At 74.6% G+C, this 23,360-nt stretch carries 22 protein-coding genes; 7 read left to right on the top strand and 15 right to left on the bottom strand.

Going from position 1 to position 23,360, the window contains the following annotated elements; genetic code table 11:
• Positions 1–14: 14 nt before the first annotated feature.
• The gene (locus tag ACZ4VL_RS06400; RefSeq protein ID WP_468196541.1) at positions 15–1,820 is read right to left on the bottom strand and encodes an MFS transporter; all 1,806 of its coding nucleotides are present in this window, start codon (positions 1,818–1,820) and stop codon (positions 15–17) included.
• 297 nt (positions 1,821–2,117) lie between these two features.
• On the opposite strand from ACZ4VL_RS06400, the gene ACZ4VL_RS06395 reads away from it, so the two are divergent.
• Together ACZ4VL_RS06395 and ACZ4VL_RS06390 are read left to right on the top strand one after the other, a co-directional pair.
• Positions 2,118–3,257 carry a hypothetical protein gene (locus ACZ4VL_RS06395; protein WP_468196539.1) on the top strand — a complete coding sequence of 380 codons (1,140 nt, stop codon included), beginning with the start codon at positions 2,118–2,120 and terminating at the stop codon, positions 3,255–3,257.
• A gap of 347 nt (positions 3,258–3,604) precedes the next feature.
• Positions 3,605–4,732 carry a phosphatase PAP2 family protein gene (locus ACZ4VL_RS06390; protein WP_468196536.1) on the top strand — a complete coding sequence of 376 codons (1,128 nt, stop codon included), beginning with the start codon at positions 3,605–3,607 and terminating at the stop codon, positions 4,730–4,732.
• Between the two features lie 450 nt (positions 4,733–5,182).
• On the opposite strand, the gene ACZ4VL_RS06385 is transcribed toward ACZ4VL_RS06390, so the two are convergent.
• Together ACZ4VL_RS06385 and ACZ4VL_RS06380 are read right to left on the bottom strand one after the other, a co-directional pair.
• The gene (locus ACZ4VL_RS06385) at positions 5,183–6,175 is read right to left on the bottom strand and encodes a helix-turn-helix transcriptional regulator (RefSeq protein WP_468196533.1); all 993 of its coding nucleotides are present in this window, start codon (positions 6,173–6,175) and stop codon (positions 5,183–5,185) included.
• A gap of 419 nt (positions 6,176–6,594) precedes the next feature.
• Positions 6,595–7,452 (bottom strand): LysM peptidoglycan-binding domain-containing protein, encoded by an 858-nt coding sequence (locus ACZ4VL_RS06380; protein ID WP_468196531.1) that lies wholly within the window; start codon positions 7,450–7,452, stop codon positions 6,595–6,597.
• A 461-nt stretch (positions 7,453–7,913) separates the two neighbouring features.
• Between ACZ4VL_RS06380 and ACZ4VL_RS06375 the strand changes: the two genes are divergently transcribed.
• On the top strand, positions 7,914–8,735 hold the full coding sequence (locus ACZ4VL_RS06375) for a hypothetical protein (RefSeq protein ID WP_468196529.1): 822 nt from the start codon (positions 7,914–7,916) through the stop codon (positions 8,733–8,735).
• Between the two features lie 208 nt (positions 8,736–8,943).
• Positions 8,944–9,342 carry a hypothetical protein gene (locus tag ACZ4VL_RS06370; RefSeq protein WP_468196527.1) on the top strand — a complete coding sequence of 133 codons (399 nt, stop codon included), beginning with the start codon at positions 8,944–8,946 and terminating at the stop codon, positions 9,340–9,342.
• A 31-nt stretch (positions 9,343–9,373) separates the two neighbouring features.
• Here the strand turns inward: ACZ4VL_RS06370 and der are convergent, their stop codons facing one another.
• The 4 genes from der to ACZ4VL_RS06350 all read right to left on the bottom strand — a co-directional run bounded on the left by der (position 9,374) and on the right by ACZ4VL_RS06350 (position 13,615).
• Positions 9,374–10,834, bottom strand: a complete 1,461-nt coding sequence (gene der / locus ACZ4VL_RS06365; RefSeq protein WP_468196525.1) for a ribosome biogenesis GTPase Der — start codon at positions 10,832–10,834, stop codon at positions 9,374–9,376.
• Between the two features lie 109 nt (positions 10,835–10,943).
• Entirely contained in the window at positions 10,944–11,591 is a 648-nt protein-coding gene (locus ACZ4VL_RS06360; protein ID WP_468196523.1) for a lysophospholipid acyltransferase family protein, read from the bottom strand.
• On the bottom strand, positions 11,588–12,298 hold the full coding sequence (cmk, locus tag ACZ4VL_RS06355) for a (d)CMP kinase (RefSeq protein WP_468196521.1): 711 nt from the start codon (positions 12,296–12,298) through the stop codon (positions 11,588–11,590). The genes ACZ4VL_RS06360 and cmk overlap by 4 nt, the downstream gene beginning before the upstream one ends.
• Before the next feature lie 228 nt (positions 12,299–12,526).
• On the bottom strand, positions 12,527–13,615 hold the full coding sequence (locus ACZ4VL_RS06350; RefSeq protein ID WP_468196518.1) for a prephenate dehydrogenase: 1,089 nt from the start codon (positions 13,613–13,615) through the stop codon (positions 12,527–12,529).
• 235 nt (positions 13,616–13,850) lie between these two features.
• Between ACZ4VL_RS06350 and ACZ4VL_RS06345 the strand changes: the two genes are divergently transcribed.
• The 3 genes from ACZ4VL_RS06345 (at position 13,851) to ACZ4VL_RS06335 (ending at position 15,668) form a co-directional block, all read left to right on the top strand.
• The gene (locus ACZ4VL_RS06345; protein WP_468196516.1) at positions 13,851–14,192 is read left to right on the top strand and encodes a DUF952 domain-containing protein; all 342 of its coding nucleotides are present in this window, start codon (positions 13,851–13,853) and stop codon (positions 14,190–14,192) included.
• A 147-nt stretch (positions 14,193–14,339) separates the two neighbouring features.
• Positions 14,340–14,852, top strand: a complete 513-nt coding sequence (locus ACZ4VL_RS06340; protein ID WP_468196514.1) for a Rieske (2Fe-2S) protein — start codon at positions 14,340–14,342, stop codon at positions 14,850–14,852.
• A 69-nt stretch (positions 14,853–14,921) separates the two neighbouring features.
• Entirely contained in the window at positions 14,922–15,668 is a 747-nt protein-coding gene (locus ACZ4VL_RS06335) for a nucleotidyltransferase domain-containing protein (protein WP_468196511.1), read from the top strand.
• Here the strand turns inward: ACZ4VL_RS06335 and ACZ4VL_RS06330 are convergent.
• The 8 genes from ACZ4VL_RS06330 to ACZ4VL_RS06295 form a co-directional block, all read right to left on the bottom strand.
• Positions 15,591–16,349 (bottom strand): nucleotidyltransferase domain-containing protein, encoded by a 759-nt coding sequence (locus ACZ4VL_RS06330; RefSeq protein ID WP_468196508.1) that lies wholly within the window; start codon positions 16,347–16,349, stop codon positions 15,591–15,593. The genes ACZ4VL_RS06335 and ACZ4VL_RS06330 overlap by 78 nt on opposite strands.
• A 3-nt stretch (positions 16,350–16,352) precedes the next feature.
• Positions 16,353–17,381: an ADP-ribosylglycohydrolase family protein gene (locus tag ACZ4VL_RS06325; protein WP_468196506.1), complete on the bottom strand. Its 1,029-nt coding sequence runs from the start codon at positions 17,379–17,381 to the stop codon at positions 16,353–16,355.
• Positions 17,378–18,142 (bottom strand): NUDIX hydrolase, encoded by a 765-nt coding sequence (locus ACZ4VL_RS06320; protein WP_468196504.1) that lies wholly within the window; start codon positions 18,140–18,142, stop codon positions 17,378–17,380. The genes ACZ4VL_RS06325 and ACZ4VL_RS06320 overlap by 4 nt, the downstream gene beginning before the upstream one ends.
• Before the next feature lie 6 nt (positions 18,143–18,148).
• Positions 18,149–19,273: an AAA family ATPase gene (locus tag ACZ4VL_RS06315; protein ID WP_468196502.1), complete on the bottom strand. Its 1,125-nt coding sequence runs from the start codon at positions 19,271–19,273 to the stop codon at positions 18,149–18,151.
• Complete coding sequence (gene pnuC / locus ACZ4VL_RS06310; protein ID WP_468196500.1) at positions 19,270–19,902, bottom strand: nicotinamide riboside transporter PnuC; 633 nt, start codon at positions 19,900–19,902, stop codon at positions 19,270–19,272. The genes ACZ4VL_RS06315 and pnuC overlap by 4 nt, the downstream gene beginning before the upstream one ends.
• A 100-nt stretch (positions 19,903–20,002) precedes the next feature.
• Positions 20,003–21,232, bottom strand: a complete 1,230-nt coding sequence (locus ACZ4VL_RS06305) for a pseudouridine synthase (RefSeq protein ID WP_468196497.1) — start codon at positions 21,230–21,232, stop codon at positions 20,003–20,005.
• On the bottom strand, positions 21,232–21,834 hold the full coding sequence (scpB, locus tag ACZ4VL_RS06300) for an SMC-Scp complex subunit ScpB (protein ID WP_468196701.1): 603 nt from the start codon (positions 21,832–21,834) through the stop codon (positions 21,232–21,234). The genes ACZ4VL_RS06305 and scpB overlap by 1 nt, the downstream gene beginning before the upstream one ends.
• 106 nt (positions 21,835–21,940) lie before the next feature.
• Positions 21,941–23,227 carry a segregation and condensation protein A gene (locus tag ACZ4VL_RS06295; protein ID WP_468196495.1) on the bottom strand — a complete coding sequence of 429 codons (1,287 nt, stop codon included), beginning with the start codon at positions 23,225–23,227 and terminating at the stop codon, positions 21,941–21,943.
• Between the last annotated feature and the right edge of the window lie 133 nt (positions 23,228–23,360).

Below are 23,360 nucleotides of genomic sequence, written 5' to 3'. Positions count from 1 at the left end.
GCCGAAGGGTGAACCTAGCGGTGCAAGTTTGACCTTGCCGCCGCCCCCGGTCCACCCCCGGCCGGGCCGGCGAGGGCGTCACGGCCGGACCGCGCCGGGCCGGGGATCCGCGGGCGCCCGGCGTCGGGGTCCGCGTCCGGGGCGCCGTCGGCCCCGGCGGGGACGACGTCAGCGGTGGCTCCGGTTCCGGCGGTGGCGTCGGAGCCGGTCTCCTCGCTGGCGTCGGTGCACTCCATGACCCGCGGCAGCTTCAGCGCCATCACGGCCCCGGCGAGCAGCAGGACGGCGCTGACCACCAGCGTGATGTGCAGGCCCTGCACGAACGAGTGACGGGCCGCGCCGAACAGCGACTCACCCGCGGCGCCGCCCAGCTTCCCGGCGATCTGGTAGGCCTCGCCCAGCGAGTTCGCGGCGCCCTTGGCGTCCTCGGGCGATACGCCGGGGACGTCCAGCAGCCCCGGCGCGTAGGCGGCGTTCATCACGCTGCCGAGCAGGGCGATGCCCATGCCGGCGCCCAGCTGGTACGAGGTCTCGCCTATGGAGGCCGCCCCGCCGGCCGTCTCCGCGGGAGCCTCGCTCAGCATCGACTCGTACGCGGCGAAGAGGGTGGTCTGGAGCCCGAAGCCGAGCAGGACGAACCCGACGGTGAGCAGGACGGGCCGGTCGTGCTCGCCCATGAGCGTCAGCAGCAGCACGGCGAAGGCGGTCAGCACGAAGCCCAGCGACACCATGGTGCGCGGCCCGACCCGGGCCAGCGTGTACGAGCCGGTGGCCCCGGCGGCCATGGCCGCGAAGGTCAGCGGCAGCAGCCGCAGACCGGTTTCGAGGGGGCTGAGCTCCAGCACGAGCTGGAGGTACTGGACGGCGAGGAGTTCGAGGCCGACCAGGGCCAGCATGGCGAGCACGATGCACCCGACGGAGGTGGAGAAGGCTGCCCGGGCGAACATCCGCATGTCGATGAGCGGGTGCTCGCGGCGCTTCTGCCGGCGCGTGAACAGCACCAGCAGGACCACGCCGAGCAGCAGCGGCAGCAGCGACTCGGCGTCGAGGAGCCGGCGCTCGGCGCCGAGCCGCTTGACCCCGAGGACCACGCCGAGCACACCGCCGGCGGCCATCAGCGCGCCGAGCACGTCCCACGGCCCGTCGGCGGCGCCCCTGGACTCGGGCAGCAGCCAGCGTCCGAGCGGCAGGATCAGCGCCATCAGCGGAATGTTGATCAGGAAGACCGAGCCCCACCAGAAGTGCTCGATGAGGAAGCCGCCGAGGACCGGGCCGCTGGCCGCGCCGATGGCGGCGACGGCGGTCCAGATGCCGATGGCCAGGGCCCGCTCGCGCCGGTCGGGGAAGACCTGGCGCAGGATCGACAGGGTCGCCGGCATGATCATCGCGCCGCCGACGCCGAGCAGGGCGCGGGCGACGATGAGGATCTGGGCGTGGTCGGCGAGGGCCGCAAGGGCGGAGGCCGCACCGAAGAGGGTGTAGCCGAGCAGCAGTATCCGGCGGCGTCCGATCCGGTCGCCGAGGGTTCCGAAGAGGATCAGCAGGGCGGCGCACACCAGCGGGTAGGCGTCGACGATCCACAGCAGCTCGACGGAGCTGGGGCGCAGGTCCTCGGTGACGGAGGGGACGGCGACGTGCAGGATCGTCGCGTCGAGCGCGACGAGGACCAGGCTGACGCACAGCACCGCGAGGACGACCCAGCGGTTGGCCCCGCCGGAGGCCGCGCGCAGCAGCGTCCCGAGGGACGGGCGGCCGGCGGGCGCCGTGGGGGTGGGTCTGCTGTCGGCGGTCCTGCGGTCGGCCGCGTTGGTCCCCGACATGCATGTACCTCCCAGATGAATCGCTCGCACTCGGCGGACCAGCGTCTCGGCGGAGCCGCCAGGGTGGGGCACGGGGGCGGCGTCCTACGGGGTCCGGCATCGACATGCGAGTGAACGGTCAGCGTACGCGAGTCCGCCTGTCCGGCACGTGGCCAAGCTCTCATCGCGACGGCGGCCGCACTGTGGCGTACGCCACTCGCCCCCACCCGCTCCCCTCCCCCGCCCTTCCTCCGCGTACACGCCGGGTCACGGCGCGTGGTTCGGCCCGGTCGGCGGCTGCGGCCGCCACGGATAATCATGCCTGTGAAAGATCATGGTTTTCGCCGGGTTGCGCCCGCCCTGGCCGTTTTCGCAGCGATCCGGCTGCTCGGGCTGGGCGCACTCGCGGCGTGGGGCGCGGCGGCCGGCAGCAGCCCGCACCAGTTGCTGTCGGCGCGCTGGGACTCCCTCTGGTACGCGCGGATCGCCGCCGAGGGGTACGGCCACGAGGTGGTCCTGCCGGGCGGGGTCGTCCACTCCGACCTGGCCTTCTTCCCGCTGCTGCCCTGGCTGGAGCGGCTGGTCGCCGCGCCGACGGGGCTGGGGTACGGCTCGGCGGGCCTGGTGGTCTCGGCGGTGGCGGGACTCGCTGCGGCCTGGGGGATCTTCGCGGTCACCGACCTGGTGTGCGGCCGGCGGGACCTCGGTGTCGACGGCCGCCGGGCGGGGGTGTTCGCGGTCGGCGTCTGGGCCGCACTGCCCGTCGGCGTCGTGCAGTCCATGGCGTACAGCGAGTCGCTGTTCACGGCACTGGCCGCCTGGGCGCTGTACGCGGCCCTGCGCGGCCGGTGGGTCGCGGCGGGACTGCTCGCGGCCGGGGCCGGGCTGACCCGGCCGGTCGGCGCCGCGGTGGTCGCGGCGGTGTGGGTGGCGCTCGCCCTGGCCTGGCGGCGCGGCGAACGCTCCTGGCGGATGGCGGCGGGGGCGGTCCTGGCCCCGGCGGGGGCGGCGGCGTACGCGCTGTGGGTGGGCGCGTACACCGGGGGCGGCCTGCTCGGCTACCTCGACGTGCAGGCCGGCTGGGGCAACGGCTTCGACGGCGGGCTCGCCTTCGCCCGGTTCGTCGGGGCCAAGCTGACCTCGGGCGCGGCCCCGGCGGGGATCGGGCTGATCGCCGGCGTGGTGCTGGTGCTGTGGCTGTACGCGCTGTGCGTGCGGCAGGGGCAGCCGGCCGTGCTGCTGGTGTACTGCGGGATCGTCGTCGCGCTGGCGCTGGGCGCGTCGGCGTACTTCGGGTCCAAGCCGCGGCTGCTGCTGCCGGCCTTCCCGCTGCTGCTGCCGGCGGCGGTGGCACTGGCCCGCGCGCGGACGGGGCGGGCGGCCGCGCTGCTGGGGTGCGTGGCGCTGGCGTCGGCGGCGTACGGGGCGTTCTGGCTGAACGGGTCGGGGCCGCCGTAGGCGAAGGCGCGGGGCGGGAGGGGCGACACGGCGGGCCGGACCCGGAGCGCACGCCTCCACGCCGCCCCCGCGCCCCAACCCAACCCGCCCCGCACCACCCCGCCCCGCCCCGCCCACGCAACGGAATGGATCATTCCGATCCATCTTTCGGCAAAGGAATTGGGCGCCGCCGATAAAGCCCGGGCAAGGGTGCGAAACAATGACCGGGGCCAATGGATCGGACACTCCAACTAATGCCTTAATCCCAGGAATTAAGTGCCGCGTGAGACCAACTCCACATCACATGGTCATCACAAACCCGGTGATTCGCCCGGGCTGACCAGCGGCGCGCGGTAACGTCGATTGACGTGCGTACCGACCAAATCCTGTCCCGGCTGGAGCGGGTGTTCGCCCGACTGGACCGGGAACCCGAGCGACCGGCTCATCTGCAAACACCGCAGATGAGCCGGCACCGCGTCGTGCTCTTCGGAGCGACCCTCGCCTTCTACCTCGCGATCGTGGTGGCCGTACTGACCACGTCCTGGCTCGTCCGCCTGGACTGGCAGGTCATGTTCTTCCGGCCGTACGACCAGTGGCCGCAGTTGCACGCCTTCCTCGACTACCTCGTCGTGCTGGGGCAGCGCGGGCCCACCGCGGTCATGGTCGCCGCATGGCTCGGCTGGCGCTCCTGGCGGCAGCACACCCTCCGCCCGCTGATCACCCTCGGCGTGGCGCTGCTCCTGCTCAACATCACCGTGGGCGCCGTCAAGCTCGGCCTCGGCCGCCTCGGCCCGCACTACGCCACCACGATCGGCTCCGCCGAGCTGTTCGCCGGCGGCGACATATTTCCTTCCGGCCACACCGCGAACGCCGTCGTGACCTGGGGCATCCTGGCCTACCTGGCCTCGACCACGGTCACCCGGCGGGTGCTGTCCGTGGTCTCCGCGGTCGTCTCGCTGAGCGTCGGCGCCACCACCGTCTACCTCGGCACCCACTGGGTCAGCGACGTCCTGCTCGGCTGGTCCGCCGGCCTGCTGATCATGCTCGCGCTGCCCTGGTTCGAGCCGCTGATCGCCGGTGTCGAGGCCTGGGTGTTCGAGCGGCGGGAGCGGATGCGGCGCCGCGTCGAGGCCGGAACGGTGCCCGCCCCGGTCGCCGGCGCACTCGTCCCGCTGCTCTCCGCGGGCGGCAAGTGGCAGCCTCCGCACATCGCCGGAACGGGCGGCTCCGGGGCAGCGGCGGGAGCCCCGGCCGCAGCCCGGGCCGTAGGCGCGGCAGCCGGCGCGGCGGTGCCGGGTCAGGCCGCCGGCCAGGCGTCCGCGCAGGCCGGAGCCGCGGCCGCGCACGCAGCGGTGCCCCGGCCCGCGCACCACGCCGGCCGGGCGCACCTGGTCCGCTCCGAGCGGGTACCGGGCACCCCGGGCGGCGCCCGGCGCCCGGGGCACGCCGAACGGACCCCCGCCGGACGCGCCGCCCGGCCGGCCACCAACGGCTGAGGCCGGCCCCGGGGGACGGAGGCACCGGGGCGGTACGCACACCACCCTCCCCCGCCCCCTCCACCCCCGCACCGCACGCGCCGGAGGGGGCGGGCCGGGCCTCCCGCCCGACCCGCCCCCTCCGTCCGAACCTCCCGAACGTCAGCAACGCGCCCGGAGGTTCGTCCGTACCGGGTCACGCTTCTGTCACGGAATGTCGACAGTTCCCCGGGCCCGCGGAGTTCTCCGGAAGTGGCGCCCGAGCCGCGTACAACTCCCCACGCCGCATTCTTTATCCGGCCCTTGGCGGAACCGGCGCCGCACGGCCCGGGAAGCGCCGCGGGACCTATGTCGGACCGGGCCCGGACAGCTGCCCGACCCCATTCGCATTCCGTTCGAGAACGCCTGAATTCCGCGGCCCGAATGCCCCGGAGCGACCGGCGGACACACCGCCCGGGCTCCCCGGAATCCCTACTCCCCCTCGACGGCCGCGGTCCCGCCCGCCCGGTCCAGGGCCCGCCCGAGGAGGTCCCGCGCCGCCCGGATCCGGTCGGTCAGCTCCGGCGGCTCGACCACCTCGAACTCGCAGCCGAGCAGCATCACGTGGATGACGAGCACGTCGAGGCTGGCGGCCCCGGTGCGCAGCAGGCAGCTCTTGTCGTCGACCGGTTCCAGGGCCCCGTCGCTCGGCCCGATCAGCCGCGCCGCCTCCTCGGCCGGCAGGCCCAGCCGCAGCACCGCACGGGCTGCGTACGCGCCCTGGGCCACGCCCCGGGACACGTACGCGGCGAGGTCCGGCTCGGGGGCCGGGCGCGGGACGAACCGCGGCCCGTGCGGAGGTCTGGGCTCGATCCGGTCGGCGCGGAAGGTCCGCCAGTCCTGCCGCTCCACGTCCCAGGCGACCAGGTACCAGCGCCGCTCGGTGCACACCAGCCGGTGCGGCTCCACCACCCGCCGCGAGGCGCTGCCCCCGTGGTCCCGGTAGGCGAAGCGCAGCCGCTCGTGGTCCCGGCATGCCGCGGCGAGCTCGGCCAGCACGGAGGGATCGACGGCGCTCCGCTCCGGCGCGCGCAGCATCGGCACGGTGAACTCGTCGATCGCCGACACCCGCCGCCGCAGCCGCCCCGGCAGGACCTGCTCCAGCTTGGCCAGCGCCCGTACGGAGGCCTCGCCGATCCCCTCGACCCCGTTCCCGGCGGCGGTGCGCAGGCCCACCGCGACGGCCACCGCCTCGTCGTCGTCGAGCAGCAGCGGCGGCAGCTCGGCCCCGGCGCCCAACTGGTAGCCGCCGCCGGTGCCGGGGGTGGCGTTCACGGGATAGCCGAGCTCCCGCAGCCGCTCCACGTCGCGGCGCACCGTCCTCGGGGTCACGCCGAGTCGCTCCGCGAGGTCGGCGCCGGTCCATTCGCGGTGGGCCTGCAACAGGGACAGCAGGCGCAGCAGTCGTGCGGAGGTCTCCAGCATGCCGAGCAGTGTGCCAGCGCCGGCGGTCCCGCCCGGCGACGGCCCGCTCCCCGCCCCGTGCCGCCGCACCCCGCAGCCGGCCGACGGGCCACCGCCGGCCGCAGGAGCGGCCCTCGACCGCCCGGCCCGGGGAGGGCGCGCGGGGGGCGCCCCCGCGCGACGTACGGCGCCCCGCGCGGCGTACCCCGTCCGCCACACGGACGAGTGAGCCCGGGCCCCCGCACCCGAGCCTTCGCCGCGGCCCGACGGTGCGGACGGACGGGATCCGACCCTCCGACCCCGTCCGGCCTCGCCGGACCGCCCCGGTCGAGCGGTCGAGCGGTCGAGCGGTCGAGCGGTCGAGCGGTCGAGCGGTCGGGACGGGCCGCGGAGAGGCACTCGCCCCTCCCCGCGCGAAGTACAGCCGGGGACAGGGGTGTTCAACGGCCGGGGCGCGGAACGGCCCACCCCGGCCGGGCCCGGTACCGCGGCTCGGGCTCGGCCGAGGACACGGACCCCGCGCCCGCCGGGGCCGACCTCGACGGCGGTACGGGCGCGGGCGGGACCGTCTGGGCCGGCCTCGGCAGGCCCGGCGCTCGTGGCGCGGGCGGCGCGGGTGCGGTCGTGGGGGCCGGTGCAGGCGGCTTGTCGGGCCCCGGCGGTCGGGCGGGCAGGGGTACCGGCGGCGACTTCGGCGGGGGTCCGAGCGGCGGGAGGGTCAGCAGGGTGCCGGGGATGATCGCCCGGGGCTGCGGGCCGATCAGGGCGCGGTTGGCCTCGTACAGCGCCTGCCAGCCGCCCTGTACCCGGCGCCGGCGGGCGATGCCTTCGAGCGTGTCCCCGGCCCGCACCACGTGCACCCGCCCCGCCAGCCCGTACCGCTTCGCGCACACCGGCCAGGCCTCCCACCCCTGCCAGGCCAGGACCTCCTCCGCCACCAGGATCTGCTGCTCCCGGCCGGCCAGGTCGGCCCGCGCCGCGAACGCCAGCCCCCCGAACTCCTCCCAGGTCCGCTGCCCGAACTGCAGCCCGCCGTAGAAGCCGTTGCCGGTGTTGACCGCCCAGCGCCCGCTGCTCTCGCAGTCGGCCACGCAGTCCCAGGGCCACTCCGCACCCGGCCCGCAGTCCCCGGGTCCGCTGCCGATGGTCCCGGGCGAGCCGGGGTGCGCCGCCCCCACGGGTCCGGGCGCCGGCGGCGGAGGGGCCGCGCCGGCTCCCGACGGGAGTACGAGAACGAGAGCCAGCGCGGCGACGGCGGCAGCCGCCGGAGCGGCCCGCCGGATCCGGGGGTCGGGCATCGGGTCACGCTACGCAGCCCGCGGCCCCGCACCCCGCCGCGCCACGCGGGACGGCCCGCGCCCCGCCCGAACCCCACCCGGTCGGCGGATCCCGCGGCCGCCCCCGCGGCGGGGACCACCGGCAGGCCGGCAACACACCAGCAGCACGGCGACGGCCCCCCGGCAGGCCCACGACAGGCCCGCCACGGCAGTCCCCGGCAGACCTCCGGCAGACCTCCGGCAGCGCCCGCCGCAGCCCCCGCGCAGCCCCGTCCAAACGCGCAGCTCCGGGCAGCAACTGCGCACAAACCGGCAACAGTTGGCCCGAAAACAACGCCACGGTCCGACCGTTCACCCCTCCGGGGGTCGGGTTCGATTCCGTTCCCTCCGACGGCGTGACCCCGGCCGCCGCTCCCCCGTTGATCCGGCAGGCCGGGAACCGCTCGGCCCGCCCCTGCTTGCCTAGTCCGAGGAGCCACCCCGTGCCCCGCATGCTCGACGTCAGTGATGAGGTACGTGCCGAGATCGGTGACGAAGAAGCCGAGAGGCTGCTCACCGGCGACGACGCACCGCGCAGTTACGACTGCACCTCCTGCCGCACCCCCGGGGACCCGGAGACCGACCGCACCAGCACCGTGCTGTTCGTCGGCGAGGAGACCGCCGTCCTCGCCTTCGCCCACGCCGGCTGCATCCCCTCCCAGGTCGTGAACGTCTCCGAGGAGCAGTTGCAGGGCGCCGTCCGCAGCATCACCGGCGACAGCCCCGCCCCGGAGTCCGCCGCCCCCGGCGCGCCCGGCTCCGTGCCGCGGAGCGTGCCCGGCGGCCAGGCCGTCCTCGGCATCACCAGCGGCCTGGTCCTGATCGGCGGCGAGCTGCACCCCGCGCTCGTCGTCGAGCCGACCGCGCCGATCGCCCGCCCGGGCAGCGACGGGCCCGGCGACGACTTCCTGCCGCTCCTCATCGAGCAGGGCTTCATCCCCGTCACCGACACCGCCGGGGTCCCCTCCCCGCTCGCCGGGTGGTCGGTGCTGCTCGCCGCAGGCCAGCTGCACGCCGTGCTCCAGCCGGACCCCAAGGGCGGCAAGTCGGTCGCCTGGTGGCAGGCGCACCAGGCCCTGTCGGTCACCGACGGCTGGCGGGCCGCCGTCAACAAGACCCAGCGCGTCCTCGTCTACGCCGCCCCCGTCGGCTCCATCGGCCAGCAGCCCCGCGAGGACCTGCTGCGCGACGCCCTCGACCGGGCCGCGGCGGCCGGCCAGCTCGTCGCCGCCTCGATGCCCCTGGCAGGCACCCCGGGCGCCTGACGCCGAGGGACCCGGAAGCGGACGGCCCGTCCCTCACGAGGGGGGCGGGTCGGCGTGCGCCGGGGGTGTGCGGTCCGCCCCGCGCACCCCCGGCGATCTGCGTTTTCTGCCCTCCGGGCCGCATCCGCAGGGGCCCGGGGTCGTTTGCTGATACGTGCATTCATACGACCCCTCCCGAGCCCCTGCCCATCCGAGCACCGTCTCCCCGATGCGCCCCGTACGGGACCGGGACGGCGCACCCGCCGCCGCCTCGCACACCCCCATCTACGACACGCTGTACTCGGAGTACCTGCGCGCCTTCCGGGCCCTGCCCGGCGACCGGACCGGCGAGGAGGACCTCGCCTTCACCTCGTTCACGTACGCCGGCACCTACACCGGCTCCGTGACCCCCTCCGGCACGTACGGCAGCGGCTGGAGCGGCTCCTCCGGCTGGCACCCCGAGTGGCAGTCCGCGTACCCGTCGGTGCCGCAGCCCTCGTACGCGTACGCCGCCACCGGCACCGCGACCGGCACGTACGCGTACGCGTACGGCAACGGGCGGCAGCACCAGTCCGGGATGCACCACATCCCGGCGGCCCTGCCGCCCGCTCCTCGCCGGGGCTACTGACCCCGCAGGCCCGGGGAGACCCGGAGACCCGCTACTTCTTCTTGTGCTGGGCGCCGCGCTTCTCGCGCACCCGCACGGAGATGTGGATCGGGGTGCCCTCGAAACCGAACTCCTCGCGCAGACGGCGCTCGATGAAGCGCCGGTAGCCGTGCTCCAGGAAGCCGGAGGCGAAGAGGACGAACCGCGGCGGCTTGCTGCCCGCCTGGGTGCCGAACAGGATGCGGGGCTGCTTGCCGCCGCGGATCGGGTGCGGGTGCGCCGCGACGATCTCGCCGAGGAAGGCGTTCAGCCGGCCGGTCGGGACGCGCGTCTCCCAGCCCGCGAGGGCGGCCTCGATCGCCGGGACCAGCTTCTCCATGTGGCGGCCGGTCATCGCGGAGACGTTGACCCGGGGCGCCCAGGAGACCTGCTGCATCTCGGTCTCGATCTCGCGCTCGAGGTAGTAGCGGCGCTCCTCGTCGAGCTGGTCCCACTTGTTGTACGCGATCACGACGGCGCGCCCGGCCTCGACGGCCATGGTGATGATGCGCTGGTCCTGGACGCTGATGTTCTCGCTGGCGTCGATCAGGATGACCGCGACCTCCGCCTTCTCGACGGCGGCGGCCGTGCGCAGCGAGGCGTAGTAGTCGGCGCCCTGCTGGAGGTGGACGCGCTTGCGGATACCGGCGGTGTCGACGAACTTCCAGGTGACGCCACCGAGTTCGATCAGCTCGTCGACCGGGTCGCGGGTGGTGCCGGCCAGCTCGTTGACGACGACCCGCTCCTCCTTGGCGACCTTGTTCAGGAGGGAGGACTTGCCGACGTTCGGGCGGCCGATGAGCGCGATGCGGCGCGGCCCGCCGAGCTGGCCGCCGCCGAAGGACTGCGCCGGGGCCTCCGGCAGCGCCTCCAGGACGGCGTCGAGCAGGTCGCCCGTACCGCGGCCGTGCAGCGAGGACACCGGGTAGGGCATGCCGAGACCGAGGGACCACAGCGTCGTCGCGTCGGCCTCGCCGGCCTGGCCGTCGACCTTGTTCGCGCACAGGACGACGGGCTTGCCGGCGCGGCGCAGCAGCTTGACGACGGCCTCGTCGCTGTCGGTGGCGCCGACCTTGGAGTCGACGACGAAGACGACGGCGTCGGCGGTCTCGATGGCGTACTCGGCCTGGGCGGCGACGGAGGCGTCGATGCCGAGGACGTCCTGCTCCCAGCCGCCGGTGTCGACGACCTTGAAGCGGCGGCCGGCCCATTCGGCCTCGTAGGTGACGCGGTCGCGGGTGACGCCCGGCTTGTCCTCGACGACCGCCTCGCGGCGGCCGATGATGCGGTTCACCAGGGTCGACTTGCCGACGTTGGGGCGGCCGACGACGGCGAGGACGGGCAGCGGGCCGTGGCCCGCCGACTCGATCGCGTCCTCGACGTCCTCCAGGTCGAAGCCTTCCTCCGCGGCGAGCTCCATGAACTCCGCGTACTCGGCGTCGCCGAGCGCTCCGTGGTCGTGCTGGTCGTTCATGAAGTCCGTTCCTCGTCGTTCGTGGTGATCGGTGGCGGCCGGGCGGGGATCCCCGCGGCGTCCGCGGGGCGCTGCCCGCGGCGGCCGCCACTACTGGGTCAAGTCTCGCTCAGCGCCCGGTGAGGCGCTTGGCGTCGGCCAGGTGTGCCGTGAGTCTGCTCTGGATGCGGACGGTGGCCTCGTCCAGGGCGGTGCGGGTGCGGCGGCCGGTGCCGTCGCCCGCGTCGAAGGGGGAGCCGAAGACGATGTCGACCCGGCTCTTGAACGGCGGCAGCCCCCGTATCAGCCGTCCCTGGCGGTCGGTGCTGCCGAGGACGGCGACGGGCACGACGGGCGCGCCCGAGCGGACCGCGAAGTAGGCGAGGCCCGCGCGCAGCGAGGCGAAGTCGCCCTCGCCCCGGGTGCCCTCGGGGAAGATCCCCAGGGCGCCGCCGTTCTCGAGGACCGCCAGGGCCTTCGAGATCGCGGTGCGGTCGGTGCCCGAGCGGTCGACCTTGACCTGGCCGATGCCCTCGAGGAAGGTCCCGAGCGGGCCGACGTACGCCTCCTTCTTGATCAGGAAGTGCAGCGGCCGGGGCGCCGTGCCCATGACCATGGGCCCGTCGATGTTGTGGGCGTGGTTGACGGCGAGGATGACGGGGCCTGAGGCGGGCACGCGCCAGGCTCCCAGTACGCGGGGCTTCCACAGCCCGTACATGAGCCCGACGCCGATCCGCCGGCCGACCGCCGCACCCTTGAGGGAGGGCGTGTCGCTCACTTGCGGCCCGCCCCCGCCCGCTGCTCCTCGACCAGGGTCACGACGCACTCGATGACCTGGTCCAGGGTCAGCTCGGTGGTGTCCACCTCGACGGCGTCGCCGGCCTTGGCCAGCGGGGAGGTCTTGCGGCCGGAGTCGGCCGCGTCCCGCTTGATCAGGGCTTCCTTGGTGGCGGCCAGGTCACCGGCCTCCTTGCCGCGCAGCTCGCCGTTGCGGCGGGCGGCGCGGGCCTCGGCGGAGGCGGTGAGGAAGATCTTGAGGTCGGCGTCGGGGAGGACGGTGGTGCCGATGTCCCGGCCCTCGACGACGATCCCGCCCTCGTCGGTGGCGGCCGCGGCGATGGTGCGCTGCAGCTCGGTGATCAGGGTGCGGACCTCCGGGACGGCGCTGACGGCGCTGACCTTGGAGGTGACCTCCTGGGTGCGGATCGGGCCGGAGGCGTCGAGTCCGTCGACGGTGATCGTCGGCGCGGCCGGGTCCGTCCCGGAGACGATGGTCGGCTTGCCGGCGGCCACGGCGATGGCCTGCGGGTCGTCGGTGTCGACGCCGTTGCTGATCATCCACCAGGTGATGGCACGGTACTGGGCACCGGTGTCCAGGTAGCGCAGCCCGAGCTTGGCGGCCACGGCCTTGGAGGTGCTGGACTTGCCCGTGCCGGAGGGACCGTCGATGGCGACGATCACGGCGGACGGAGCTGCGGTTTCCACGGTGCGGGCACCTTCCTGGTTGCGCGGGCGTGTCAGGGCGCGACAAAGCACCCCTGTCCAAGGTTACCGGCCCGCGCCACGATCACCGCCCGCCCGGTCCCGGACCAGGGCCGCGGGGCGGGCGGGGCGGGGCTCACCACCCGGCCGGGGCCGGGCGGCAAGCCCTGCCGGGGCGGGCCCGGAGCCGCCGGTGACTCCTGTCGGCGACCGTCTCGGTGCCGGGGGTGACTACTGCTGGCGCAGGGCCCAGCCGCGGTCGCGGAGCTCGGCCGTGAGGGCGGCCGCGGCCCGCGGCTCCACCATCAGCTGCACCAGGCCCGCCTGCTGCCCGGTGGCGTGCTCTATCCGGACGTCCTCGATGTTGACCCCGGCCCGGCCCGCGTCCGCGAAGATCCGGGCGAGCTCGCCCGGCTGGTCGCTGATCAGGACGGCCACCGTCTCGTACGCCATCGGAGCCGAGCCGTGCTTGCCGGGCACCCGCTCCCGGCCCGTGTTGCCGCGGCGCAGCACGTCCTCGATGCCGGACGCGCCGCCGCGCCGCTGCTCCACGTCGGCGGACTCCAGGGCCCGCAGCGCCTCGACCGTGGCGTCCAGATCGGCGGCGATGCCGGCGAGGACGTCGGCGACCGGCCCCGGGTTCGCGGAGAGGATCTCCACCCACATCCGCGGGTCGGAGGCGGCGATCCGGGTGACGTCCCGGATGCCCTGGCCGCAGAGGCGTACGGCGGTCTCGTCGGCCTCCTCCAGGCGGGCGGCAACCATGCTCGACACCAGCTGCGGGGTGTGGGAGACGAGGGCGACCGCGCGGTCGTGCGCGTCGGCTTCCATGACGACGGGCACGGCCTTGCAGAGGGCGACCAGCTCCAGCGCCAGGTTCAGCACCTCGTGGTCGGTGTCCCGGGTCGGGGTCAGCACCCACGGCCGGCCCTCGAAGAGGTCCGCGGTCGCGGCGAGCGGCCCGGACCGCTCCTTGCCGGCCATGGGGTGGGTGCCGATGTAGGCGGCGGTGTCCACGCCGAGGGCCGCCAGCTCCCGCCGCGGACCGCCCTTGACGCTGGCCACGTCCACGTACGCCCGGGCCAGGCCCCGGCCGATCGCCTCGGCCAGGGTGGCGGCCACGTGGGCCGGCGGTACGGCGATGACCGCGAGGTCGACCGGGCCGTCGGGCGCCTTGTCGGTACCGGCGCCGAGGGACGCGGCGGTACGGGCCTGGGCCGGGTCGTGGTCGGCCAGGTGGACGGCGATGCCGCGGGCGGACAGGGCGAGCGCCACGGAGGTGCCGATCAGGCCGGTTCCGATGACGGCGGCGGTTCTCACGGGCGCTCCAGGGTTGGCGGTGTTGCGTTACGGCACGTCAGGGCCAGCCTAGCCAGCGCCCGGGCCGTACCGGAAAGCGGAACGGAACGAGGCGGGTGGGGCTCGGCAGGACGGGGCGGGAGCGGGAAGGGGCGGGACAGAGGCGGGACGGGGCGGGGGCGGGACAGAGGCGGGACGGACGGCGGTGCCGCGTCACGGGCGGGACGGGAGCGCGGGCTGCGGTAGAACGATCCGCATGATCTTCCACATCGTCCCGCTCGCCGACTGGACCGCGGCACCCGACCTCCCGTACGCCCCGCCCTCCCTCGACTCCGAGGGGTTCGTGCACTGCTCCGCGGACCGCCCGACGGCGCTCGCGATCGCGGACGCGCACTACCGGGACGTCCCCGGGCCGCTCCTGGCGGTCGAACTGGACGAACGGGCCCTGACCTCGGAGGTCAGCCGGGAGGGTGAATCGGGCGGCCGCTACCCGCACGTCCACGGCCCGCTGGACCGGGCGGCCGTGATCCGCCTCTGGGAGGTGGTCCGCCCGGCCGGTGCCCCGGCGGAGCTGGCACCGTGGGAACCGGGTGCCTGATCCGGCGGCGCGGCGGGCTGCACCCGGGCCCGTCGCGCGCCAGGATGCTCCTCGCGAACCCCACCCCGCACCCGGCAGCCCCGCCCCCGGCGGCCCCGGCCGTCCGGCGACCGGGGACCCGCCGCGGCCTTGAACGAGGAGCACCGCATGAGCAACCCGCCCACCCCCCGGTCCACACCCCGGTCCGCCTCCCGACGCACCGTACTGGCGGCAGGAACCGTCGCCGCCCTGTCCGGCGCCGCCCTCACCGGCTGCGGCAGCGGCGGCAAGGAGTCCGCGCAGACCCCGCCGAAGGGCGAATCCCCCGCGGCCGCCACCCCCGCCCCCGAGGGCACGCCCGCGGCATCGCCCACGACGGGCGGTGACGCGTCGAAGACGCTCGTCCAGGCGTCGGCGGTGCCGGTGGGCGGCGGTACGGTCATCGCGGCCAAGAAGCTGGTGGTCACCCAGCCGTCGGCCGGGACCTTCCGCTGTTTCACGGCCGTGTGCACACACCAGGGCTGCATCGTGAACAAGGTGGCCGACGGCACGATCGACTGCCCCTGCCACGGCAGCAAGTTCAACATGTCGGACGGCGCGGTGGTGCACGGCCCGGCGACCCGCCCGCTGGCCCAGGAGAAGATCACGGTCTCCCCGTCGGGCGACATCACCCTGACCTGACCCCGCCCACCATCCCGCCACTCCCTAATCCTTTCGCGGGACGGGCGCCCGGCCGCATACCCTCCCGGAATGGACCACCACACCCTCGTACGCGACCACACGGTCTACGCGTGCGTCATGGGCTCCCGGGCGTTCGGCCTGGCGACGGAGTCGAGCGACACCGACCGGCGCGGCGTGTACCTCGCCCCGACGCCGCTGTTCTGGCGCTTCGAGAAGCCGCCGACCCATGTGGAGGGGCCGCAGGAGGAGCAGTTCAGCTGGGAGCTGGAGCGGCTGTGCGAGCTCGCCCTGCGCGCCAACCCGAACATCCTGGAGGTCCTGCACTCCCCCCTGGTGGAGACCCTCACCCCGGTCGGGGAGGAACTCCTCTCGCTGCGCGAGGCGTTCCTCTCCCGCCGGGCCCACGCCACCTTCACCCGGTACGCGGCCTCGCAGCACGCGAAGCTCCGGGCGGACGTCCGCATCCACGGCGCCCCGCGCTGGAAGCACGCCATGCACCTGGTCCGGCTGCTGCTGTCCTGCCGCGACCTGCTCCGCACGGGCCGCCTGACGATCGACGCCACCCCGCACCGCGACCGCCTCCTCGCCCTGAAGCACGGCGAACTGACGTGGCCGGAGGTGGAGTCCTGGATGACCCGCCTGACCACCGAGGCCGAGGAAGCCCTCCGGGGCAGCCCCCTCCCGGAATCCCCCGACCACGCCCGAGTCGAGACCTTCCTCGCCCGCACCCGCCGGGCGTCAGCGGTGCGGTGGGCGGTGGCGGACGACGAAGTCGTCCAGCGCGGCATGCGCGCTCGCCCCGTCGGGCAGGGCTGACCCGGCCTGGGCGGCGTCCAGCAGGACGTGCAGGGTGCGGAAGTCCTCCCCCGTGCGGGCTTCGTCGGCGCCGGCGGCCGGTTCGTGTTCGGCGGCGGCCTTGGCCTCGATGAGCTCCGCCAGGTACGGCGGGGCGTCGGCCACCTCGCTCAGCAGGGTCGGCAGATGCGCCTGGACCTCGCCGGAGCGCATCAGATGGATGCCGGTCAGCAGCGCGCGAAAGGCGTAGAGCAGCGGCTTGAGCTCGCCCGTCTTGCCGAAGAGCCGCCACTGGGTGTTCGAGAAGCCACGGTAGTGGTGTGCGTGGTGCGCGGTGAGCACGCCCGGGGCGAGGGCGACGAGCTCGGCGTGCGCCGGTGTCGTGTGGACGACCAGGGGCGAGAGCAGCTGCTCCAGGACGTACCCGTTGCGGCCGAGCATCAGGCGCACGAACTTGCGCAGGTCGTGCGTGACGAGGTCCATCTCCACGCCGTCCCGGTCCCACATGCGGGTCCGGGTCTCCTCCGGATCTCCGAGCCCGAGCAGTGCCGCCGCCGGCAGCACGTGGACACCGCGCAGGTCGATGTCGGAGTCGCGGGAGGGGAACCCGTACAGGTGGGCGCCGGACACCGTGGCGAACAGCAGTGGATCGGGCTGGCCCGCTATGACGGGGGCCAGGTCGGCGGTCGTGGCGTCGAGCATGTGTCACGCGTCCCAGAGGGTGGCGTGGGTGAGGAGGTCCTCGCGGTATTCGATGTCGGAGGTCCAAGCTTCGGGCCAGGCGGCCGCGCCGAGGTGGGCTCCTGCGAAGGCGCCCGCGAGGCAGGCTATGGAGTCCGAGTCGCCTGCGGTGCAGGCGGCGCGGCGGAGGGCCGTGAGGGGCTCGTCCGGGAAGAGGAGGAAGCACTGGAGGGCCGTCGCCAGGGCTTCTTCCGCTATCCAGCCCTCGCCGGTGGTGAGGCAGGGGTCCGTTTCCGGGGACGGGTTGCGCAGGGCCGCCGTCAGGCGGTCCAGGGCGGTCAGGCATTCGTCCCAGCCGCGGGCCATGAATGACTCCGGGGTGGCGTCCGAGGCGGAGCGCATCCACAGGTCGCCCAGCCAGCGCTCGTGGTAGCGGGTGCGGTTGTCCAGGGCGTACGAGCGGAGCAGGCCGACCAGGCCCGTGACCTCCGCGCCCCGGGCCAGGAGGTACACCGCCCTCGCCGTCAGGTCCGAGGCCGCGAGGGCGGTGGGGTGGCCGTGGGTCAGGGCCGACTGGAGCTGGGCGGCGCCGGCGCGTTCCTCCTCCGTCCAGCCGGGGACGAGGCCGATCGGGGCCACGCGCATGTTCGCGCCGCAGCCCTTGGAGCCGATCTGGCTGGCGTCCCGCCAGTCCCGCGCCGGGTCCTGGAGGAGGTCGCAGGCCCGCAGGCAGGTGTTGCCGGGGGCGCGGTTGTTCTCCGGGGACCGGTACCAGTCCACGTACTCCTCGCGGACCGGGGCGGTGAGGCTCTCCGGGGTCAGCGGGCCGCGGTCCGTGGCCGTGCGGATGGCGCGGGCCAGGGCGAGGGTCATCTGGGTGTCGTCCGTGACGATCGCCGGGCGGGGCAGGCGCATCTGCCGCCACGGGCCGGTCTTCGCCAGGATCGTCGGGACGTCGTTGAACTCCGTGGGGAAGCCCAGCGCGTCCCCGAGGGCGAGGCCCAGGAGGGAGCCCGTCGCTGCGCGTTTCGTCGTCCTCACCGTCGTCGTCATGTCGTCAGGGATCCTTCCGTGGGCGTCGGGCGGAGCAGCGGGGGGTGCAGGGCGGTGGCCGGGCCGGCCCGGTAGAGGGCGGCCGGTTTTCCGCGGCCGCCCGTCAGCCGGGCGGCTCCGGGCACGGCCTCGACGAAGCCGGGTGTGGCGAGGACCTTGCGGCGGAAGTTGGGCCGGTCCAGGGCGGTGTCCCAGACCGTCTCGTAGACGGACCGGAGTTCCCCGAGGGTGAATTCGGGCGGGCAGAACGCGGTGGCCAGGCAGGTGTACTCCAGCTTCGCGCCGACCCGGGAGCGGGCGTCGGCGAGGATCACCGCGTGGTCGAAGGCCAGTCGACCGGTCTTCCCCACCGGCACCCAGCGGGCGCGGTCCGCGTCGCCGCCGCCCCCTTCCGCCGGTTCGGGCATGTCCGGGACGAGGGCGGTGAAGGCCACCGACACCACCCGCATCCGGGGGTCCCGGTCCGGGTCGCTGTACGTGCGCAGCTGCTCCAGGTGGAGGGCCGCGACCACCCGCTCCGGCAGGCCGGTCTCCTCGGACAGTTCGCGGCGGGCCGCCGTCTCCGCGGATTCGCGGGGCAGGACGAAGCCGCCGGGGAGCGCCCAGGCGCCCGCGTACGGGTCCTGCCCGCGCCGGATCAGCAGGACGTGGAGGGCGCCGTCGCGGACGGTGAAGACGGCCAGGTCGGCCGTCACCGCGAAGGGGGCGAAGGCGTACGGGTCGTAGGCAGGGACAGCAGGGCCAGGGGTCGGCGTCGGCATCGGGTTTCAGCGCCTTTCCGGGAGGGGGGCGGTGAAGTGCCAGCCTTCGGCGAGGAGTTCGTCGACCGCCTCGATCGCGGTGCGCAGGCGCGCCTCCCGGTCGCCGCGGACGAGCAGGTGGCGCCGGCCGGTGCGGTCCAGTTCCGCGCGGAAGCGGTCGGTCATCCACGGCCGCAGGTGCGGGCCGTCGCGCAGGCCGTCGTCCTCGAAGGGGACGTCCGCGTGGTCCGTCAGCAGGTACAGGTCGCGTCGGCGCAGCGCCCCGATCCGCTCGACCTCCTCGTTGCGTCCGCCCATGTACCGCTCGTGCCAGATGCCGGTCGCGAAGGAGTCGGTGTCGCAGAAGAGGACGGGGGATCCCGCGCGGGCCGCCCGCTCCTCGTCCTCGTCCTGGCGGCGGGCGATGACCGGGAACTCCGCGGTGGTGAACTCCACGTCCTCCCAGGTCGCCGCCGGGTCGGCGGCGCGGGCGGCGGCGAGTTTCTCCTCGCTGTACCGGCGCCCGTACTCGGCGACCCAGCCCGTCTGCGCCCACACCCCGCCGCGCCCCCGGTAGTGCTCGGCGAGTGCGCGGGACAGCGTCGTCGTCCCGGTGGACTCGGCGCCGAGGACGACGACCCGCCGGGCCAGCGCGCCCCGCACCGCCGGGCCCAGGTGCTGCCAGCAGCGGACGGGGTCGGCGCGGACCGCGGTCCCGGAGACGGGGAAGCGGGTCCGGTCGGGGTCGACGAGGACCTCCTCGGCCCCGAACCGCCAGGCGAGTTCCGTCCCGTACTCCTCGGAGGTGAAGACGGCGTCCACCGGCTCGGGCACGGCGCCCCGGAAGACCGCCATGTGCGCGTCCCAGACCGCCGGGTCCTGCAGGTCGACCGGGATGTCGTCGACCGCGCCGACGACCCGTACGCCCGCCTGCCGGTGCGTCTCGCGCATCCAGGCGACCCGGTCGGCGAGCGGCACCGACTCCACCGAGGCCGCGCACACCAGCACGGTCAGCCGCTCGCACTGCGCGGCCGCGCTGTCCACCAGGTGGTGGTGGCCGGCGTGCGGCGGGTAGAACTTGCCCAGCACCAGCCCGTGGGCGTACCGCCGGTCCGTGCTGCCGCCCATGCCGCCGCTCGTACCGCCGCTCATGCCGCCGCCTCCGCGGCCGTGCGCCCGGCGGCGCCCGGCAGCGTGCGCCGCCAGCCGATGAGCCCGGCCACGCACAGCGCGAGGAAGCCGACGTAGAGGCCGGCGGTCAGGTACAGGCCCTTGTACGCGTACAGCGGGATGTAGACCAGGTCCGCGGCGATCCACAGCCACCACGATTCGACGAGCTTGCGGCACTGGCCGTACGTGGCCGTGAGCGACAGCCCGGTGGTCAGCGCGTCCCAGAACGGGACGGTGGAGTCGGTGGCCCGGTCCAGCAGCAGCGTGAGGGCGAGCACCCCCACCGCCCCCGCCGCGGCCAGTACGGCCCATTCGGTGCGCGTGGTGCGGCGCACCGGCAGGGCCCTGGCGGTTCCTGGTCCACCCCCGTGGGTCCAGGACCACCAGCCGTACGCGGCGAGGGCGATGAAGACGATCTGCAGTCCGGCGTCGGCGTACAGGCCGGACTGCGCGAACAGCACGATGAAGAAGACGTTGTTGGCGATACCGACCGGCCAGTTGGCGACGTGCTGTCGGGCCACGAGCCAGACGCACAGCGCCCCGGTGGCGAACCCGAGAACTTCGGTCCAGCTCACGAGAGCATCGACCCCCCTCACTCTTTTAATAGTCATCCTGACTATAAACAGGGCGGGGGGTGTCGGGCAAGCAAAAAGCCCGCAGTGCCACAGGGCACTGCGGGCTCCGTCGCGGACGGGCCTGGGCGGCTCCGTCCTACAGGCCGACCTCGCGCATCAGCATGCCGACCTCGGTGTTGCTCAGGCGGCGCAGCCAGCCCGACTTCTGGTCGCCCAGCTCGATCGGGCCGAAGGCGGTCCGGACGAGCTTCTCGACGGGGAAACCGGCCTCCGCGAGCATGCGGCGGACGATGTGCTTGCGGCCCTCGTGGAGGGTCACCTCGACCATGTAGTTCTTGCCGACCTGGTCGATGACGCGGAAGTGGTCGGCGCGCGCCCAGCCGTCCTCCAGCTCGATGCCGTCCTTGAGCTTCTTGCCGATGTCGCGGGGCAGCGGGCCGGTGATGTGGGCGACGTACGTCTTCTTGACGCCGTACTTCGGGTGCGTGAGGCGGTGGGCCAGCTCACCGTGGTTGGTGAGGATGATGACGCCCTCGGTCTCCGTGTCGAGACGGCCCACGTGGAAGAGGCGGGTCTCGCGGTTGGTGACGTAGTCGCCCAGGCACTGCCGGCCGTCCGGGTCCTCCATCGTGGAGACGACGCCGACCGGCTTGTTCAGCACGAAGAACAGGTGCGACTGGGTGGCGACGGTCAGACCGTCGACCTTGATCTCGTCCTTGGGCAGGACGCGCTTGCCCTGCTCGGTGACGATCTCGCCGTTGACCTCGACGCGGGCCTGCTCGATCAGCTCCTCGCAGGCGCGCCGCGAGCCCATGCCGGCCCGGGCGAGCACCTTCTGCAACCGCTCGCCCTCCTGCTCGGCGCCCGGGAAGGTCTTCGGAGTCCTGATCACCGGCTTGTCCGCGTACCGGTCGCGGACGCGCTCCTCGATCCGGGCCTCGAACTCGCGCGACCGGGAGGGGCCGCCGTAGCCGGCCTCGCCGCGCCGGGCACCGCCGCCCTGACCGCCGTAGCCGCCCTGACCGCGCTGGCCACCCTGACCGCCCTGGCCGCGCTGGCCGCCCTGGCCGCCGCGGTAGCCGCCCTGACCGCCCTGGGAGCTGCCGGGCTTCTTCGGGCCGCCCTTGGCTCCGCCGCGCGCGGCCGCACCGCGGGAGCCGCGGGTCCGCTCGCCCTCGGGGCCGACGTCGTAGAGACGCTCCTCCGGACGCGGGCGACGCGGGCGCTGCGGGGCGCCGCCCGCCCGGTCGTCGCGCGCGCTGCCGGCGCCGCGGTTGTTGCCGCGCCCGCGTCCGTCTCCGCCCTTGCGGCTGCCGCCGCCGCCCGTGTTCCGGTTGCCGCCGTTGCCGTTGCCGCTGCTTCGCATCAAAGTTCCGTCGTCTTGTCGTCTTCTTCGGTGTCCGGTGCGTCCGGATCGAACGACGGAACACCTTCCTGCGTCTCGGCTTCGATCGCGTCCGCCTCGGGGAGGAAGGGCGCGAGCTCCGGGAGCTCGTCCAGGCCGCGCAGGCCCATCCGCTCCAGAAAGTAGTTCGTCGTCCTGTACAGGATCGCACCTGTTTCGGGTTCCGTGCCCGCCTCGGCCACCAGACCCCGCTGGAGCAGGGTGCGCATGACCCCGTCGCAGTTCACTCCGCGCACCGCCGAGACCCGGGAGCGGCTGACCGGCTGCCGGTACGCGACCACGGCCAGGGTCTCCAGGGCGGCCTGGGTGAGGCGGGCCTGCTGCCCGTCCAGGACGAAGCGCTCGACGGCGGCCGCGTACCGGGGGCGGGTGTAGAAGCGCCAGCCGCCGGCGACGAGCCGCAGCTCGAAGCCGCGTTGCTGGACGGTGTACTCGTCGGCCAGCTCGCGCAGGGCGGTCGCCACCTCGCGGGGGGTGCGGTCGAGGACCTTCGCGAGCTGCGCCTCGGTCGCCGGCTCGTCCACCACCATGAGGACGGCCTCCAGGGCGGGCTTCAGCGCCATCCCGGCGACGCCGCCTCCGTTGTCAGCGGTGTCAGCGGTGTCAGCGGGTTCTTCGGCTCTGCCGGGGTCGCTCATGCGCTCGTACGCTCGTTCCACGTACCCATTCTCATTCCGTGACCTCCACGGGCCGGTCGAACTCGTCCGTCACGACGGGCATGCCGTCGCCGTCCCCGCCCGTCCACCGGACGGTGAGGGTCCGCAGGGCCTCTTCTTGGTCGAGGACCACCGCCTTCTCGCGGTACAGCTCCAGGAGGGCGAGGAAGCGGGCGACGACGGTGAGGGTGTCGTCGGTGTCCTCGGTGAGGTCCTGGAAGGTGGCGGTGCCACGCGCCTTGAGGAGCGCGACCACCAGGGCCGCCTGCTCGCGCACGCTGACCAGCGGCGCGTGGATGTGGTCCACGTAGACCTGCGGCTCGGCCCTGGGCTGCATGGCCTTGACCGCGAGGCGGGCGAACCCCTCCGCGCCGATGCTGATGACGACGTCGGGCAGGAGCTCGGCGTGGTGCGGTTCGAGGCCGACGGTGCGGGGGTAGCGCTTGCCCTCGGCCTCGTTGCGCTCCTCCAGGAGGGAGGCGATCTGCTTGTACGCGCGGTACTGGAGCAGGCGCGCGAAGAGCAGGTCGCGGGCTTCGAGGAGGGCGAGGTCGGCCTCGTCCTCCACCTCGGCGGTGGGCAGCAGCCGGGCGGCCTTGAGGTCGAGCAGGGTCGCCGCGACGACCAGGAACTCGGTGGTCTGGTCGAGGTCCCACTCCGGACCCATGGCGCGGATGTGCGCCATGAACTCGTCGGTGACCTTGGAGAGGGCGACCTCGGTGACGTCGAGCTTGTGCCGGGAGATCAGCTGGAGCAGCAGGTCGAACGGCCCCTCGAAGTTGTCGAGCCGCAACGTGAACCGCCCGTCGCCGACCGGCGCCCCTTCCCGGCCACGTCCGCCCGCCGCCTCCGCCGCCTCGACCTCGGCCGCCTCGACCGCCTTGGCGCCTTCGACCACCTCCGCCGCCTCCGCCGCCTCCGCCGCCTCGACCTCGGCCGCCTCGACCGCCTCCGCCGCCTCCGCCGCCCCGACCACCTCCGCCGCCTCGACCACCTCCGCCGCCTCCGCCGCCTCCGCGAGCTCGACGCGATCGACCGGCTCGACGGGCTCGGTGGGCCGGGTGGAGGCAGGGAGGGACGCCTCCGGCGCCTCCTGGGCCTCAGGGGTGCCCTGCGGTACCGCAGCAGGGGCTTCAGCGGCCGCCTGAGCGGGTTCGGGGGCGCCGCCGGAGTCCGGGTGCGCGGCGTCGGGCGCAGGCTGCTCGGCGGCCGTCTGCGGCCGCGCCGGCGCGGGGGGCACGCCCGGACCGCGCCCCAAGGTCCGGCGGGGCGGGCGGCCGGGGTCGGCGGGAGAGGGCATCGCAGTCCAGGGTGGTACGGAAGGTCGGGCCGATTGGGCCACCCCCAAGGCTCCCACGAACCACGGCCCCACGGCCCCCGGACCCACCCGCGGCCCGGAGCCGCGCCGCCCGGAGCCGCGCCGCCCGGGACCG

This window comes from Streptomyces sp. NPDC029014, from assembly GCF_055564695.1.
The sequence above is the reverse complement of the archived record's forward strand: the minus strand, read 5'-3'. Positions and strand labels throughout refer to the sequence as shown.

What these genes read in the sequence shown, in the direction of transcription:
- ACZ4VL_RS06400 (WP_468196541.1), bottom strand. Translation starts at nt 1,820, where the DNA reads ATGTCGGGGACCAACGCGGCCGACCGCAGGACCGCCGACAGCAGACCC.
- ACZ4VL_RS06395 (WP_468196539.1), top strand. Translation starts at nt 2,118, where the DNA reads ATGCCTGTGAAAGATCATGGTTTTCGCCGGGTTGCGCCCGCCCTGGCC.
- ACZ4VL_RS06385 (WP_468196533.1), bottom strand. Translation starts at nt 6,175, where the DNA reads ATGCTGGAGACCTCCGCACGACTGCTGCGCCTGCTGTCCCTGTTGCAG.
- ACZ4VL_RS06380 (WP_468196531.1), bottom strand. Translation starts at nt 7,452, where the DNA reads ATGCCCGACCCCCGGATCCGGCGGGCCGCTCCGGCGGCTGCCGCCGTC.
- ACZ4VL_RS06370 (WP_468196527.1), top strand. Translation starts at nt 8,944, where the DNA reads ATGCGCCCCGTACGGGACCGGGACGGCGCACCCGCCGCCGCCTCGCAC.
- der (WP_468196525.1), bottom strand. Translation starts at nt 10,834, where the DNA reads ATGAACGACCAGCACGACCACGGAGCGCTCGGCGACGCCGAGTACGCG.
- ACZ4VL_RS06345 (WP_468196516.1), top strand. Translation starts at nt 13,851, where the DNA reads ATGATCTTCCACATCGTCCCGCTCGCCGACTGGACCGCGGCACCCGAC.
- ACZ4VL_RS06340 (WP_468196514.1), top strand. Translation starts at nt 14,340, where the DNA reads ATGAGCAACCCGCCCACCCCCCGGTCCACACCCCGGTCCGCCTCCCGA.
- ACZ4VL_RS06335 (WP_468196511.1), top strand. Translation starts at nt 14,922, where the DNA reads ATGGACCACCACACCCTCGTACGCGACCACACGGTCTACGCGTGCGTC.
- ACZ4VL_RS06330 (WP_468196508.1), bottom strand. Translation starts at nt 16,349, where the DNA reads ATGCTCGACGCCACGACCGCCGACCTGGCCCCCGTCATAGCGGGCCAG.
- ACZ4VL_RS06325 (WP_468196506.1), bottom strand. Translation starts at nt 17,381, where the DNA reads ATGACGACGACGGTGAGGACGACGAAACGCGCAGCGACGGGCTCCCTC.
- ACZ4VL_RS06320 (WP_468196504.1), bottom strand. Translation starts at nt 18,142, where the DNA reads ATGCCGACGCCGACCCCTGGCCCTGCTGTCCCTGCCTACGACCCGTAC.
- ACZ4VL_RS06315 (WP_468196502.1), bottom strand. Translation starts at nt 19,273, where the DNA reads ATGAGCGGCGGTACGAGCGGCGGCATGGGCGGCAGCACGGACCGGCGG.
- pnuC (WP_468196500.1), bottom strand. Translation starts at nt 19,902, where the DNA reads ATGACTATTAAAAGAGTGAGGGGGGTCGATGCTCTCGTGAGCTGGACC.
- ACZ4VL_RS06305 (WP_468196497.1), bottom strand. Translation starts at nt 21,232, where the DNA reads ATGCGAAGCAGCGGCAACGGCAACGGCGGCAACCGGAACACGGGCGGC.
- scpB (WP_468196701.1), bottom strand. Translation starts at nt 21,834, where the DNA reads ATGGCGCTGAAGCCCGCCCTGGAGGCCGTCCTCATGGTGGTGGACGAG.
- ACZ4VL_RS06295 (WP_468196495.1), bottom strand. Translation starts at nt 23,227, where the DNA reads ATGCCCTCTCCCGCCGACCCCGGCCGCCCGCCCCGCCGGACCTTGGGG.